Annotated in this window: 14 protein-coding genes; 7 read left to right on the top strand and 7 right to left on the bottom strand. The window is 40.8% G+C overall.

Translation table 11 applies throughout. The features are described from left to right. Position 1: 1 nt before the first annotated feature. The 6 genes from EHS13_RS33715 to EHS13_RS33690 all read left to right on the top strand — a co-directional run bounded on the left by EHS13_RS33715 (position 2) and on the right by EHS13_RS33690 (position 8,366). Positions 2-886 (top strand): ABC transporter ATP-binding protein, encoded by an 885-nt coding sequence (locus tag EHS13_RS33715; protein WP_155704607.1) that lies wholly within the window; start codon positions 2-4, stop codon positions 884-886. A 29-nt stretch (positions 887-915) separates the two neighbouring features. Further along, positions 916-2,430 carry an ABC transporter substrate-binding protein gene (locus EHS13_RS33710; RefSeq protein ID WP_155704606.1) on the top strand — a complete coding sequence of 505 codons (1,515 nt, stop codon included), beginning with the start codon at positions 916-918 and terminating at the stop codon, positions 2,428-2,430. 105 nt (positions 2,431-2,535) lie between these two features. Continuing rightward, positions 2,536-5,472 carry a hypothetical protein gene (locus tag EHS13_RS33705; RefSeq protein ID WP_155704605.1) on the top strand — a complete coding sequence of 979 codons (2,937 nt, stop codon included), beginning with the start codon at positions 2,536-2,538 and terminating at the stop codon, positions 5,470-5,472. Between the two features lie 190 nt (positions 5,473-5,662). Continuing rightward, the gene (locus tag EHS13_RS33700) at positions 5,663-6,223 is read left to right on the top strand and encodes an RNA polymerase sigma factor (protein ID WP_162463384.1); all 561 of its coding nucleotides are present in this window, start codon (positions 5,663-5,665) and stop codon (positions 6,221-6,223) included. Continuing rightward, complete coding sequence (locus EHS13_RS33695) at positions 6,201-7,010, top strand: hypothetical protein (RefSeq protein WP_155704603.1); 810 nt, start codon at positions 6,201-6,203, stop codon at positions 7,008-7,010. The genes EHS13_RS33700 and EHS13_RS33695 overlap by 23 nt, the downstream gene beginning before the upstream one ends. 42 nt (positions 7,011-7,052) lie before the next feature. Continuing rightward, a complete protein-coding gene (locus tag EHS13_RS33690) occupies positions 7,053-8,366 on the top strand; it encodes an ABC transporter substrate-binding protein (protein WP_155704602.1) in 1,314 nt (437 codons plus the stop codon). 13 nt (positions 8,367-8,379) lie between these two features. On the opposite strand, the gene EHS13_RS33685 is transcribed toward EHS13_RS33690, so the two are convergent. The 7 genes from EHS13_RS33685 to EHS13_RS33655 are packed head-to-tail and all read right to left on the bottom strand — an operon-like array spanning position 8,380 to position 12,210. After that, on the bottom strand, positions 8,380-8,964 hold the full coding sequence (locus EHS13_RS33685) for a Uma2 family endonuclease (protein WP_155704601.1): 585 nt from the start codon (positions 8,962-8,964) through the stop codon (positions 8,380-8,382). 57 nt (positions 8,965-9,021) lie between these two features. After that, positions 9,022-9,564: a GNAT family N-acetyltransferase gene (locus EHS13_RS33680; protein ID WP_155704600.1), complete on the bottom strand. Its 543-nt coding sequence runs from the start codon at positions 9,562-9,564 to the stop codon at positions 9,022-9,024. Positions 9,565-9,622: 58 nt separating this feature from the next. Further along, on the bottom strand, positions 9,623-10,198 hold the full coding sequence (locus EHS13_RS33675) for a DUF1572 family protein (protein ID WP_155704599.1): 576 nt from the start codon (positions 10,196-10,198) through the stop codon (positions 9,623-9,625). A 33-nt stretch (positions 10,199-10,231) separates the two neighbouring features. Further along, positions 10,232-10,804, bottom strand: coding sequence for a histidine phosphatase family protein (locus tag EHS13_RS33670; RefSeq protein WP_155704598.1), 573 nt, complete (start codon positions 10,802-10,804; stop codon positions 10,232-10,234). Positions 10,805-10,822: 18 nt separating this feature from the next. After that, the gene (locus EHS13_RS33665; protein WP_155704597.1) at positions 10,823-11,275 is read right to left on the bottom strand and encodes an SRPBCC family protein; all 453 of its coding nucleotides are present in this window, start codon (positions 11,273-11,275) and stop codon (positions 10,823-10,825) included. 15 nt (positions 11,276-11,290) lie between these two features. Then, positions 11,291-11,569 (bottom strand): hypothetical protein, encoded by a 279-nt coding sequence (locus EHS13_RS33660; protein WP_155704596.1) that lies wholly within the window; start codon positions 11,567-11,569, stop codon positions 11,291-11,293. 5 nt (positions 11,570-11,574) lie between these two features. Next, complete coding sequence (locus EHS13_RS33655) at positions 11,575-12,210, bottom strand: histidine phosphatase family protein (RefSeq protein ID WP_155704595.1); 636 nt, start codon at positions 12,208-12,210, stop codon at positions 11,575-11,577. 179 nt (positions 12,211-12,389) lie between these two features. On the opposite strand from EHS13_RS33655, the gene EHS13_RS33650 reads away from it, so the two are divergent. Next, positions 12,390-13,271 carry a YihY/virulence factor BrkB family protein gene (locus tag EHS13_RS33650; protein ID WP_155704594.1) on the top strand — a complete coding sequence of 294 codons (882 nt, stop codon included), beginning with the start codon at positions 12,390-12,392 and terminating at the stop codon, positions 13,269-13,271. The last annotated feature ends 59 nt before the right edge of the window (positions 13,272-13,330 follow it).

Genomic DNA, 13,330 nt, shown 5'->3' with positions numbered 1-13,330 from the left:
CTTGATTCATTGCGAAGGTCTTGTAAAAATATTCAAATCCGACAACGTCGAAGTCGTCGCCCTGCAGGGGCTTAACCTCTCTGTCGGAGCGGGTGAGATGATGGCGATCATTGGGAATAGTGGTAGTGGGAAGTCAACCTTTCTCAATATTTTGGGAGGCCTCGATCGCCCCTCCGCTGGTCAAGTACGAGTGGGCGAGTGGGATTTACTGAAAATTGAAGATAAACAATTGGTGGAATACAAACGTAAAACGGTAGGTTTTATCTGGCAGAATAATGCGCGCAACCTACTTCCTTACTTAACCGCTCTGGAGAATATTGAAATGCCGATGATGTTAAACGGCAAAGTAGATCGTGGTTATGCTAAGCAGCTCCTCGAGTGGGTCGGTTTGAAGGATCGCATGCATAATAAGCTGCAGCAGCTTTCCGGAGGAGAACAGCAGCGGGTAGCCATCGGCATCTCGCTTTGCAATCATCCATCCTTGCTGCTAGCCGATGAGCCTACAGGCTCCGTAGATTCACAAACGTCGGATATGATCATGGATATTTTTCGGAAGCTGAATAAAGAGATTGGTGTAACCATTGTTATTGTCACCCATGATATGGAATTAGCCGGTAAAGTCGATCGTGTAGTTGCGATTAGGGATGGCTTAACGAGTACGGAATTTATTAAACGCAATCCTAACTTAGAAGAGCTAGGAAGATTGTCGGAGCACAAGAGTACTTTTGAAGAGGAGCATGAAGAATATGTCGTGCTAGACCGAGTAGGTCGACTTCAGGTACCCAAAGCCTACCTGGATGCTTTACAAATCAATGGAAAAGCATCCATGGAATTTGATGGTGAGAAGATAGTCATCCGTCCCCCGAAGAACGAGAAATTAGCCTGACTTAAACTAATAAATGGAGGTGCATTGCAATGAGAAAAATATCGATTACCCTGCTAGCTTTGATTATGGTGGGAAGCATGCTTGCAGCATGTACTAAAAAGGGTTCAAACACTAAGACAGAGCATGTTCTAAGAATTGCATCAAGCTACGGTATGGATGAAGAGTATTTCCGTCAGCAGTATACAGAGCTGTTTGAATTCGCCAATGACAATATCAAAATCGAAATCATTCCTACACAAGATGAAGGGAATAGGTACGGATATGGTGGAGGTTATAGTAGCGATGAGGAAGTGGACCCTAATGCTGAGAAGCCAAAGACTCCATTGGAAACGATGATGGACTTAATGGATAAACCAAATCCACCAGATATTGTAGTTCTGGGCTTTGAACAAATGAAGACCCTGCTGGATGCGAATCTATTAGCACCTCTGGACCAGCAGATCAAGAAGAATAAATTTGATACAACGGATATTGCCCCTGTCGTTCTGGATAGCTTGAAGGGTGCAAGCGAAGATGGTCAGCTTTATGCGCTTACGTCTACATTCAGCTCAAATGCGCTGATCTACAATAAGCAAATGTTTATCGATGCAGGCGTCGAAGAAATGCCTAAAGATAACATGACATGGGATGAAGTTTTTGCTCTAGCTAAGAAGCTTTCTGTAGGTGAGGGTAAAGATCATAAATATGGCTTCTCTTTCTCTTCACAATCTCAAGGCGATATGTTCTATAGCATGAAAGCTTATACCGATCCTTTGAAATTACGGATGTATGATGAGCTAGGCGAGAAAATGACAGTAGATACCCCAGAATGGGAAAATGCACTCAATACCATATACCAACTGCAGAAGGATAAAGTTATGCCGTCCTCTGACAATATGATACGAATGAAAATGGGAGCTGGAGAAGGCGATCAACCACAAGGTCCATTTGGCTATGACGATTTCATGTCGGGTCGTGTAGCTATGACGTTAATGCCCTATGGTCAGCTAGGACAAATCATTAATGCTAATAAGAGTGCAGATACAATTAAAGGCTATACCAAGATTGACTGGGATGTGGTTACCGTGCCAAGTCATCCGTCAGCACAAGGCGAGGTTTCCAATGTATACTTTAATAATTTAATGGCAATTAACGCCAAATCATCTAACTTAGAAGATGCTTGGAAATTCATTGAATTCTCCAATAGTGAGAAATGGGCACAATTGAAATCCCATAGTACGCAGCAAATGGTTTCCCGGATGAAATATATCCTACCTAAAGAAGGCACTGATTACCATATTGATGCCTTTTACAAAATTAAACTAGCTCCACTTATGGACGATACTAAGCTGATGCAGGAAAAACCAAATCTTTGGTCCGTCCAACAGATTGGGCAAGCAGCACTCCAAGAAGTTGCAACAGGCAAGAAAACCGTTAAGCAAGCATTGACGGAATGGCAAACCAAAGGAAATATGGCACTACAGAAGCTTAAAGAAAATCCGAATGCCCAAATCGATCCATCGTTGTTTCAATCATCGCCTGCGATAGCTGTTCCTGCGGGTTAAAGGCAAAGATCAACTTAGATAAGCTAACGATGCTTGCCTTTTACAAAAGCCCAGTAACGCTTACGAAGATATTTTCTGCCAAAAACTCTATGGAGGTAATCAAAAATGCGTTCATCTTTTCAGAAAAGAATCACATCTTTTGCACTAATATTTACTTTATTCTGTGGGACAGCTATTCCGATTTTTGCGGATAATGGGGGGGCAGCAGCGAAACCTGCTGTAGCTCCCAAAGCTACAGAGGTCATCGCAGGAATTGTGCCTGTAGGCTCAGTAGCTATTAATAAAAAGAGTAATTTCGAGCTCAAGCAAGTAGCCATACTTGCAGGGGATGAAGACAAAACAGTAACCTTTACCGTGACCGTTATTAATGGTGAAGATACGGAACTGCAATTTATTGATTATTGGGTACGGTTAACGAACCAAACGGGCGCTAAGTATACAATTAACTTGATGCCTGAGGATAAAGACAAGAATCGAGTCGCTCCTCACAGCAGCTTGGATTTCCACTTCTATGCGAAGGTCAACTCTAAAACGGGCTTAAAGGATTTGAAGTTTAGCTTTATTCAATGGGACTTCACTTTAGGCAACTATGAGCGGAGTCTTGGAACTCTTAGTATACCGGCAACCTATACGGACTTAACTCCAGTTCAGGTGAAAAGAATTATTCCTGTTCTAGGCACATCGCTGAAGACGGCGATCTCAAGAGTCGCTATCAACAAGACGGATGAGAATTATCTAGTTTCTGTTTACTATTCCATCGAGAATATTGGCCTGAAAAGCGTAAAGCTGCCTGCGTATTCTTTTGATTTATTAACAGCAGAAGGTTATGTTTATCCATTGGATGCGAAATCAATTGTAGATTTAACTCTTGCTCCGCGTGTGAAAAAAGAAGTGGTGCTGACAACGACCGTTCCTACAGGCGTTGCTGCAAAGGGTTGGAAAATGCAGGTTACCAAACCAGATGAAACTGTAAAGGTTTTGCCTGTAGCGTTATATGCATTGCCGCAATCTGATACTGCAGCTGGCGCAGATAGCACACGTGTGATTGATGTGTCAGGCACAGCCGTTAATACAACTATTAATCGTGCTTCATTGACTAAAACGGAAACCAATTATATGTCCAATATTTTCTTTACTTTTGCGAATAATGGATCTAAGACGGTATTACTTCCCGAATACACCTTTAATGTGAAGACCAAGGACGGTTTAATTTATCCATTGACGGCTACTGCATTTACCAAAATCAGCTTGAATCCGAAGGAAAGCAAAGAATTTCAGCTTTCCGTCAGTATTCCGTTGACAGTAAACGTGGATGAGCTGGAGCTGCAGTTGGTTCAGCCTCAGGCTACAGGTACTACTGGCACAGATAACGGCTTCAATTATCCAATCGCTACCTACAAGGTGCCTAAATCAACACCTGAAGAGGCTTCGACGGAATTTGCACAAGTAATTGATGTAGCAGGTAAATCCATTAACGCCATTATCAATCGTGCTTCAATGGCCAAAACGGAAACCAGCTATACGTCCAATATATTCATGTCCTTTGAAAACAATGGGGCTAAGGCAGTATTGCTTCCAGAGTATCTGTTTAATGTGAAAACCAAAGATGGTTTAGTTTATCCGTTAACGGCAACTACTTTTACCAAAATCAGCTTGAATCCGAAGGAAAGCAAAGAATTCCAGCTTTCCGTCAGTATTCCACTGACCGTAGACGTAACGGAGCTGGAACTGCAATTGGTTCAGCCTTCAGCAACAGGAACGGATAGCAGCTTCAATTATCCGATTGCTACTTTCAAGGTACCTGAGTCAACAACCCAGGAAGTTTCATTTGGATATGAATATTTCTACACCAATACGAATGGTTCTTACTCCGCACAATTGGTATCCGTTCAACGCTTGCCATGGGAGGACCAAGATATTCTCTCAGCTGAAATTTCGATTAGTAATAAAGGAACGGCTGTTGCGCCTCCAACCAAGCTTCAAGGCTACTTCTTATTAGATGGTAAAATAAAAATTGATGCTAGTATCTTGGATATGGACAAAGCCATTTCTATTCCATCAAGTGGTAAAGCGAGTTATGTAGTCATGAGTAAAATCCCATACACTTCACAGTTTAGCGATCTTAAGCTTGTGCTGCAGGAAAAGAAATCAGAGACAGATAGCTTAACAATAGCTGAATTCAAGAGCAATGCAGATATGGTCGATCTACCTACTATAGCTAAGGGCGAAAGCTATAAACTTCTTAACACAGGTAAATCTGCTGAGCTGACGGTAACTAATCTCTACACTTATAAAGGTACAACTAATGACCTTTATTATTTGGAATTAGATATGAAGAGCTTAGAGAAACGTATTACTACCTCAACTCCTTTATCCGCTTATTTAAAAACAAAGGATGATCTTTATTTCCCAGCAAAAGTAATAGATGCGACAGGGAAGATTAATCCAGGTGGTAAGGCAGTTGTAGCTATTACTGCTGAACTACCACAAGGGTTGAAAGGTACGGATATTGAGCTACTGATTGGTCAAGCGGTCAACAGCGTTTCCAGTGGTCCAGATCCTACTGTTAGTACAGATGGTTACATCCGCGTAGCGAAAATGGTGCTGCCTGATGAGAATACAACAGTAAGTGGATCTCTCAGTGGTATGGTTATTCAACCTTATACAATTGGATTGAGTAACTTTAAATCAGAAACACCAAGTAATGTGAATAATGCTGGGTTTAACATTAATTTTGATTATTCACTTGCTAAGAGCACTCTTCCGCTACCGACTTCAACAAACTTACACAAGCTTGTTGTTGAGATAACCGATTCAGCTTCCAAGAAACATAAGAAAGAGTTTGATTTTAAAGATTTGACTGTAGGTGCTGGTTCAACTTTTATACCTATTACGTTTGCTACAGATAATGAATTTATTGAGTTCATTAAAAATAATGGTAGCAGCAATAGCTATACAATTAATGTTTATGATCAAATCACAACAGGTACAGAAGTGTATACTAAATTACTTGGCTCAACAAACAATACTTGGACATACTAACCAAATGCGAAAACCCGTCAGAGCATGCTCTGACGGGTTTTTTTTCATGTCTGCTCAGGATTATCGTTAGGTTGGAAGTGGATTCGGTCAGAGATGAGGTATGTGCATAGTTATATTTTAAAAAAATATGTCACATTTTATTAGTCCAAATTGTATATTTAGTAAAGCTGCAATGAAAGTGGGGATTGCTATGGAGATAGAAGAACTCATTAACAAAGTGCGACAGGGGGATTCCGCTGCATTTGAAGGGATCATTCGCCTTTTTGAACAAAAAATATATACTTATTGCTACTTCTTGCTTGGTGATCGACAGGAAGCGGAAGATGCAGCTCAAGATACATTCTTTAAAACCTTTCAAATTATTGGAACCTACGATACTAAAGGCTCATTCACAGCTTGGCTGTATAAGATTGCTGAAAACCACTGTCGAAACCTGCTCAAGCGAAAAAGGAAGTGGATGCATTTACTGCCATTGTTTCGGCCAGAGAGTCAAGCCAAAAGCGCAGAGCTCATATTTTCAGAGCAAATGGGTACAGAAATGCCTTATTGGTTCAGTGGCCTCACTATAGCCGAAAAGAAGATGCTGGTTTTACGGATAGAAGAAGATTATTCATTTGAAGAGATAGCTCGGATCTTGGAGATAAGCACCGCAACGGCGCGTAAACGGTTTGAACGCTTGAAGAAAAAGCTGAGAAGTAAAAACAAGCTGAAGGAGGGAATAATCCGTCATGAACAACAACTCGAATTATGATCAACTAATCGATACGATGAAATCCATACAACTCCCGAGAATAGATACTGCCCCTCCTGTCATGGAGAGAATTCGCTTGTATGAAGCAAGTAAAGGGACACAAATTCGGAGATCCTATCGTCTCCGTTTAATATGGGCTGCGGTGGTTGTATTATTACTCGTTACCTCTCTTTCCGTCAGCGCAGCTATTCATTTTACTTCATTTGATTGGAATGGCATCCAGATAGCTTTCTATTCTAATAACAACGAGAATATCATTTATACGAATGAGATGAAGAAAAGCGATATTAAAAGAATTGAACATGAGCTCCTAGACCACGAGAAGTGGAAAGAGGTGACATTAGCAGAAGCGAAAAACCTGTTCCCTTGGCCGTTTTTGCGGTTGGATCCTAAGATTAAATCACCAACTCGAACCTTTGGAGTCCTAAGAGTGGAAAGCAACTCCTTGAAATCGGGTTCAATAGATGAGCTTCCTTTAGATATTAATGGTTTCTATGATTTCTTTGAACAAGGAAAGCAGTGGATCGTCGCCAGGCAAGTGCTTTATTTAAGCGACCTTCTGAAAGTGCAAAATTCTATGATACAAAAGTATCCGGAGAGTTCGGAAGTGGTTAAAGTGGATGATAGCTTAATGAGCATCTATTCAAGTAATAAGTTCAGCAAAGTTCTAATTTTACGTATCAAGATCGATGAGAATACCCTTATATCTCTAGAAGTAAGTGGAAACGTCTCGAAGAAAGAATTGTTTCAGATTGCCGAAGGCTATGTAGGTAAACCACTAAAATGAGTACGCATTTTAGTGGAAGCAGAGAATGGAGCTGAGGGTGAAATGAAACGTGGGCTATGCTTTCTAATGGTGACCTTGTTGGTATTAAGCACTGTTGGTTGTAAAGGGGACGGATTCTCGAAAAATAAAGCAGCAACGACGCTTAAGGTACTTTATTACGATGAAGCAACATTCTATTCCAAATACGGCTCGTTATTCATGGCTCAAAATCCCGAGATAAATGTGGAGGTGGTATCCACAGCTGCCATTCGTCCGCTGGAAATGGATAAGTTTATAGAGGAACAAGCTCCAGATGTACTGATGCTTAACTCGAATCAATATGAAAAATATGCAGATGACGGTATGTTATACGATCTCGAATCCTTGATTAGGAAGGATAAGTTCAATCTAGAGGGTATAGCGCCAACCGTGATCGATACAATCAAGGCAATGAGCGGTGGGAGGTTATATGGGCTTTCTCCGTTTTTTTCTAGTCAGGCGATATACTATAATATAGATTTATTTGATAGAATTGGAGTCACATATCCAAAGGATCAAATGAACTGGGAGGAAGTGCTGCAGCTTGCTCAACGTTTTCCAACTACTGATGGGGATTCCAAAATATATGGACTTATGTTAAATAGATACGATGTCAATCCATACAACGCTGCTTTGCAAATTGGTTACGCACAAGGACTTTCTTATTATGATGCTGAGAATATGAAGATGACGATTCACACTAACGCATGGAGTAAAGTATTTCAGCTCACCATTGACGCATTAAAAACGGGGGCGATTTTCCAAAACGTAGGAGGGAATGGTTTTACTCCTGGATTGAGCAACGAGGAAGTTATAAAACAGGATCCGTTTTTCTCAGGAAAAATAGCGATGATCATCAGTACCAATGATTATAGGAGTGAGTTGAAAAGAGCTGAAACCAACCTGGGTGAGCAGATGCCAGAATGGGATCTAGTCACGGTTCCAATCGATTTGAGTAATCCTGATACAGGAAACGCTATCTGGATCGAAGATATTGCCACAATTCGTGCGCAGTCCTCTAATTTGCAGGCTGCATGGTCATTTGTCAGCTATATTAACAGTGATGAATTTGCACGTGTCGCTTCAAAAGCTTCAATCAATGGAAGTATGCCAACTCGAACAGCGTACATAAAGGATGAGAAAGGTCACCATCTGGAAGCGTTCTATGCTTTGAAGCCATACCCAAACACGATACAAGGAAGTGATAAAATACCTCAGAATTTCTATCAGACCTTTGAAACGATAGCTAGGCAAGAAATAACTGCAGTTTACGAGGGACGTAAAACGATCGACGAGGCACTATTTATACTCCAACAAAGAGGACAGGCTTTATTCTAGCTAGTCAATTACTTCAGCTCAAAATTTCTTTGAATATGTCGTCTATGACGAATGAGACACAGGGAAGCTTGTCCGAGGTTACGATATCATTTGCTTCAAATAGATTTCGAAGCTCATATAAACCATTATCAATAAGCTGATACTGTTCTAAAGTCCGCGCTATTGAATCGACAATCCAGTACTCGTTAATTCCATATTGAGCATACTTTTTCATCTTAGTTACTTTATCTCGTTTGCGTGAGCCCGGAAAGAGAATTTCGACAACTAGATCAGGTGCGCCTTCGATTCCTCTTGCTGTTACGATATGCAGTCTATTGCGGTGAATCATAATAATATCTGGCTGAAATACATTTGTCTGGCTTAAAATTACATCAAGAGGCGCATCATAAATTACGTATTCCGATTTACAGCTTTGTTTTAAGATAAATTCTAGTTCCCCGCTTATGGCTTGGTGGTTCGTGGAGGGACCCGGGGACATCAACTCCATGCTGCCATCAACAATCTCATAGCGTTGCCCATCGTCCGGCATCGCGGCATAAATCTCATAAGTCACAAGCTGTTCCTTAACTTGATCAGTAGCCTTGTTCTTTTCAGTCATCTAATAAACACCCCTTCAGAAATAAAAAACACCTCAACAAAACAACACATTATGTGTTTAATTAGTCCATTCCTCAGCAATAACTCCATAGACCTCGTGATCGTAATAGCGATCATAAATCAGTTCGGCATGGCGAATGGTGCCTTCATGCTTGAGTCCCAACCGCTCCGGGATAGCCCGGCTTTTCAAGTTAGCCGTACAAGCTCTTATCTCCACACGATTCAAGCGTAGTTGATTAAACAGATAAGTGATCATGCTTCGACATGCGTTGGTCATAATGCCCTTACCCTGATAGGCTTCCCCAATCCAATAGCCAATCGAGGTTTTTTTATTCCGCCAATCAATTTCGTGAACGCCAATGCACCCAACTATATTTTGGTTATAAAATATTCCGCAGGAAAATCCACTATTCTTAGCAAAACGTTCTAGCTCAGCTTGAATATATTGCTGGGTATGCTCGATATAGATACTATGGTTCACCCAAGGCAGCCATAGTGCAAGGTACTCGCGATTTAGACTAACTAGGCTCCATACTTCCTCAGCATGCCGATTCTCTAATATTCTCAGTTCAAGCTCATCACTAATATGAAAAGTAAACATAAAGTCCCCCATCATTAGACAACTTACAAAGCTGTTGCACATTTCTTGGAATCAAAGCTTATTTTAGCCGTTCAAGCTCATCCGTAGTGAAGTTTTTAATTTCTTTCTCTTTAGAGAATTTCTCGTTATTGTAATTATTGGAGTTATTCTTCGGAATAGATAAGCTGTCCCAGCTGCTTTTCTTCAAAAGCTTAGCAGAATAAACGATTTGTCCGACATGATAAGGATAATGCGCCAACTGGCGATTAATGGCTTCGATCACGGTGTGCCCTTCATTACGAATATAGATAATTTGCGTTAACTGATCTGGCTCAAGGGATTCAAGAGCACCAAATAAACAGCTCCAGGCCTCATTCCATTTAAGCAAAAGCTCCTCTTTAGTCGTCCAATTATTCTCAAATTCGGCATCACGGTCACGTGTAGGTTTTTCACCATCGGTAGTTAAAAAATCAGTCCATCTGGATAACATATTACCCCAAATGTGCTTAACTATGATCGCAATACTGTTCGAGTCCTCCGTGTTGGTGACGAATAATTGCTCAGGCTCAAGCTGGTCCATAGCCTTCTCAGCGATGGTTTTGTAATAAAGAAACATTTTCTTGCTGCTGTCGAGATAAACCTGATTAATGTCCATTTCACTGCACCTGCCTTCTTTATTGGGCAAAACCTAAGGCTTCCAAATCCGCTTAACCTCTGTTAACTGCTTATCTTCAAAAGCCAGACGATAAATATCAGGCTGGGAGGTTTGCTGCCAGAATGCATAACCGTAGCTCGTATCGTAATATTTGAGAAGGATGGTCAGGATGTTTCCGTGTGTACCGATGGCGATTTTCTGTCCCGCATAGTCAGTTAAGAGCTTTTCAAGGATAGGAACAGCACGATGCTGCGCTTCTCTGGTAGTCTCGCCACCTTCTAGGCAGTAATCGATATCTATAAAAGATTGCTCAATTCCTGCCAGCAGCTCTGGTTCAGTAAGCTGATAATTTAGGCCCTTAATAGGTCGTTCTCTTAATTCTTCGAATTCTATTATCGGCATATTTAATTGATCTGCTAAAGGTTTAACGGTCTCAATTGCTCTGGAGTAACTGCTTGATACAATTAAATTAATTTCTTCATCGGCTAAAACCTCTGCAACCTGCAAAGCAGCCATTTTCCCAGCCTCTGATAAGCCGCGTGCACGTTCATTCCCAAAAACATACGGTGAAACGGCATGCCTTACAAAATAAATATAAGTGCTCATAATACCTCCGAAATATAATTAGGCCTCTAAAATAGCTTTCAGCTTAAGGTTGCGGTCATTAATAAACTTCTTCATATAATGCTTTAAAACAAGTATATCAAATAAGATGCCGATTATCCCATAAGGAGATTGAAACTCTAAGGTATCTTTCATTATCGTACCGTCGCCATGTTCAATGAATTCATGAATATGCTTTAGGGACTTAAAAGCTCCTTTTTGCATTTGATCTGTAAAAAGCGTCGGTCTGTTAAATTCGGTGATTTTCGAGGTGAGTGCTTGGCGGATTGCAAAATGAGTCGCTCGAAACGTAACCGTTTCGCCAAGCTCAATTAATCCCTGAGTAGTTCCTGCTATTGCTTGCTCTCGTGTAAAGGACCATACAGTTTTCGTATGCAAGTCAATATCTCTAGCGGCATCAAAACACTTCTCGATCGGTGAATTAACATAGGTTTCTACTATAATAATTGGCATTTGAAAATTCCCTTCTCATGGACCCGTTCCACCCGCGTTGGCAACCCAGCCTAGCTTGTATTTCTTTACAATGAAAAAAGGTCGCTTGTAGCTCTTAACAATGTATAAATCACCAGACTGAGGGTCACCTACATTTCTACCCTTTTCAACCGAGCTTGAAAATGCCAAAAGTGGCTGCCGGATTAAAAGGCTCATTCTTACGGCCATTTCAGGAGTGGGTGATGGGAAGAATAAGACGTATATAATGGCTAATCCCACAATAATGATAATCGATTTTTTGTAGCTTCGTTTCATAACGATCACTCCTCGGTTAATTGCATTTGATAATGACTGATATCTCCATGAAGGATAATAGTCGGTTCATCATTCTCAACACGGAGGTGACACAAACAAACAGGATGGATGTAGGGCAGATCCCAGAGCTGGGTCAAAGGCTTCTGCTCAAAATGAGTCATCAATAGCTTAATAACTACGGTATGAGTCACGATAAGAATATGCTTGCCTGCGTTCAAGCTAATAATCTCCAAGAGCTTTTCATATGCACGGTTCATCACATCACTATAGGCCTCACCTCCATTAGGTTGGTATGCCTCGGGGTTGTTCCAGAAATGGTTGAATGACTCGGGAAAAGCTGCTTTAATTTCGGTTTGTGTTTGCCCTTCCCATTCACCTAAATTAATCTCTCTAAATTCATCCAGTTGTACAATATCTATATTTTTATTATTTTTAATTATCTCTGCGGTTCTAAAAGCACGATAGCTTGTACTAGAATAGATAAGGTCAAGTGGCTTATCGACAAATGCATCAGCTAACCACTGAGCTTGAGTTAGTCCCAATTCTGTTAACGGAGAATCTTGATGCCCTTGCATCCGATGCGCTACATTCCATTCCGTTTGGCCATGTCGCACGAGGTAAATATTCGTTGCTGGTGTCATTAAAGCAGCTCCTCTGGGATTATTTGTTATTAATAATAAGTTTACCCTATATTAGAGGAATGAGAAAGTTTAGCTTATTACAAAAAATATGATTCAAAAAGATAAAGCGAAGGTATTTATACTTACAACTCGAAGGGCATGCTGATAACTAAGCTTATTAATTACGAGGAGTGAATCCCATGAGGAAAAGAATATTCGCTTTCGCAGAGCAGATGTATTGTCGTTATCAGGACGACGAGGTCGGGGCGCTAGGGGCGCAAATGACCTATTATTTAATCCTTGCCTTTTTCCCTTTCTTAATCTTTCTGATGACCATTGTTAGCTATACGAGCGTGACTACTTCCGATATACTTGCTAACTTCAGTACGATTGTGGCCAGGGACACATACACGGTAATTGAGGACTTTATCAATGAAATTCTCAAATCGAAGAATACAACGCTGCTTTCCTTCGGAATGGTGGGCACTTTGTGGGCGGCTTCGTCAGGAGTTATGGCGATTATGAAAGGCTTGAATAAAGCTTATGATGAGGAAGAGGATCGGCCTTTTTGGAAGGTGCGAGGGATATCTTTTTTATTTACATTAGCTATCGGTGTTGTCTTGCTGTTGGCATTTGTACTGCTCATCTTTGGTGAAGGTATTGGAGAGCATGTGTTCAAGTGGATGCATTTCCCGAATAATTTTGATACGATTTGGAATTTAATTAAGTTTTTTATTCCGTTATTTACAATGTTTATTGTCTTCATTTTTTTATATCAGGTTACGCCCAATCGCCGCTTGTCGTTTAAAGAGGTCATTCCAGGCTCGTTATTTTCCACTTTAGGCTGGATTGTAATATCTGTTTTATTCGCCTTTTATGTGAATCATTGGGGGACGTATACGAAAACTTACGGCAGCATTGGCGGTGTAATAGTACTCCTGGTCTGGCTGTATATAAGCAGTATTATTATTCTATTAGGTGGAGAGATCAACGCGACCTTAGCCTTCCTTCGGGACGGTAAGAATAAAGCGAGCTGCAAGAAGTTCACGATCAGCATACCTTTTTTCAAAAGACGAAAATAGTTATATCGCGGTTCAAATGTTTCGATAGGACTGGGCGTTAAATTTTATTATAATAAGTA

It is taken from the genome of Paenibacillus psychroresistens (assembly GCF_009728935.1).
GTDB lineage: Bacteria > Bacillota > Bacilli > Paenibacillales > NBRC-103111 > Paenibacillus_AC > Paenibacillus_AC psychroresistens.
Note: the sequence above shows the minus strand (reverse complement) of the source record. Positions and strands in the feature narration are given on the sequence as shown.